Origin of the sequence: Salipiger sp. HF18, assembly GCF_011806505.1 — a bacterium.
GTDB classification, from domain to species: domain Bacteria; phylum Pseudomonadota; class Alphaproteobacteria; order Rhodobacterales; family Rhodobacteraceae; genus Salipiger; species Salipiger thiooxidans.
On sequence record NZ_JAATOS010000684.1, the window covers coordinates 1 to 1,737 of the forward strand.

The following is a 1,737-nucleotide window of genomic DNA, read 5'->3' on the forward strand; positions in this document are numbered from 1 at the left end:
CGCTGACCGTGGCCGATGCCGAGGCGCTGGCGGCGGGTCTCAATGCCCTGTCCGACCCGGAGAAGCAGAGCGCCATGGGGGCCGCGGCGCAGGCGGCGCTGCGTCCGCAGGCAGATGCACGAGAACTTGTCGGGGCAATCACACAACGTCTGGACGCTGCCTCCTGAGCGCGGCAGTCTCGACGCTCGAATCGAGCAAGCAACAAAGCAATGAGCCTGATCTCACACTACGCCAAGGCCGCGAAACGCGCGAAAGTCCCGTACCTGCAATACGCTGCCCTGTGCTACCGGCAGCGTGGTGGAAAACTGCAGATCCTGATGATCACCAGCCGTGGCGGACGCCGCTGGACGCTGCCCAAGGGCTGGCCCATGCGCAAGCGCAGCCCCGCCGAGACCGCCGCGCAGGAAGCCTGGGAAGAGGCCGGCGTCCGGGGCGAGGCCAAGGGCAAGTGCATCGGCGGCTACACCTACACCAAGATCTCCGAACCGCAGCAGCATCTCGCCATCGTCTTCCCGCTCGAGGTCAAACGGCTCGAGAAGCGTTTTCCCGAGCGCGGCAAGCGCAAGCGTCGCTGGATGAGCCGCCGCAAGGCCGCTGCGGTGGTGTCCGAGCCGGAGCTCGCGAAACTGCTCCGCGACTTCGAGCCCGGCGGCCGGCGCTCGTGACGCTCTCTTGAAAGCCACTGAAAGAACACTAGGTTTTTCTGGATATATCCGGACATACACATGATCCAGTACTCCCTCAGATGCGCCGAGGATCACCGCTTCGACAGCTGGTTCCAGTCCGCGAGCGCCTTCGACAAGCTCCATGCCGCCGGCATGGTGACCTGCGCCGTGTGCGGCACGACCGAGGTCGAGAAGGATCTGATGGCGCCGCGCGTGAACGCGCAGGCCGCCCGCCCAGAGGCCGAGGCCGCGCCTGCGCTCTCGGGTCCCGCGTCCCCCGCCGAGCAGGCGCTGCGGGCGCTGCGCGAGCAGGTCGAGAAGACCTCGGAATACGTCGGGCGCGACTTCGCGGCCCAGGCCCGTGCCATGCACGAGGGCGACGCGCCGCAGCGCGCGATCTGGGGCGAGACCCGCGGCGACGAGGCCCGCAAGCTGATCGAGGACGGCGTGCCGGTGGCGCCGCTGCCCTTCCGCCCCACCCGCAAGACCAACTGACGCAACCAGCGCCGGGCCACCCGGCCCCGGCCGGCGCCACGCCCTTGGTGCCCGGGCTCGCGAGATCCACCGCATCCCCGAATTCGCGCGTCCGCCGCAGGCCCCGCCGCCGGCCTCTTGCGCCGCGCGCGGGCGCGGATTAAACCCCGCCTGATTCAGACCACCCGGGGGGTGCTTCATGCCCGTTCTCGTGATGAAATTCGGCGGCACCTCCGTCGCGACGCTCGACCGGATCCGGCGGGCGGCGAAACGCGTCGGCGTCGAGGTGGCCAAGGGCTACGATGTCATCGTCATCGTCTCTGCCATGTCCGGTGAAACCAACAAGCTGGTGGGCTTCGTCGAAGAGACCTCGCCGCTGTTCGACGCGCGCGAATACGACGCCGTCGTGTCCTCGGGCGAGAACGTGACCGCCGGCCTGATGGCGCTCACCCTGCAGGAGATGGACGTGCCGGCGCGCAGCTGGCAGGGCTGGCAGGTGCCGCTGATGACCACCAGCGCGCACAGCTCGGCGCGGATCGTCGACATCCCGACCGACAACATCAACCGCAAGTTCGGCGAGGGCATGAAGGTCGCGGTC

At 68.7% G+C, this 1,737-nt stretch carries 2 protein-coding genes and 1 pseudogene; all 3 read left to right on the forward strand.

The features are described from left to right. Positions 1–209 precede the first annotated feature (209 nt). Complete coding sequence (locus HC022_RS25850) at positions 210–665, forward strand: NUDIX hydrolase (RefSeq protein ID WP_008884519.1); 456 nt, start codon at positions 210–212, stop codon at positions 663–665. Positions 666–725: 60 nt separating this feature from the next. After that, entirely contained in the window at positions 726–1,160 is a 435-nt protein-coding gene (locus tag HC022_RS25855; protein ID WP_167454294.1) for a DUF1178 family protein, read from the forward strand. A 178-nt stretch (positions 1,161–1,338) separates the two neighbouring features. Then, positions 1,339–1,737, forward strand: a pseudogene (locus HC022_RS25860) (aspartate kinase); the annotation flags it as partial.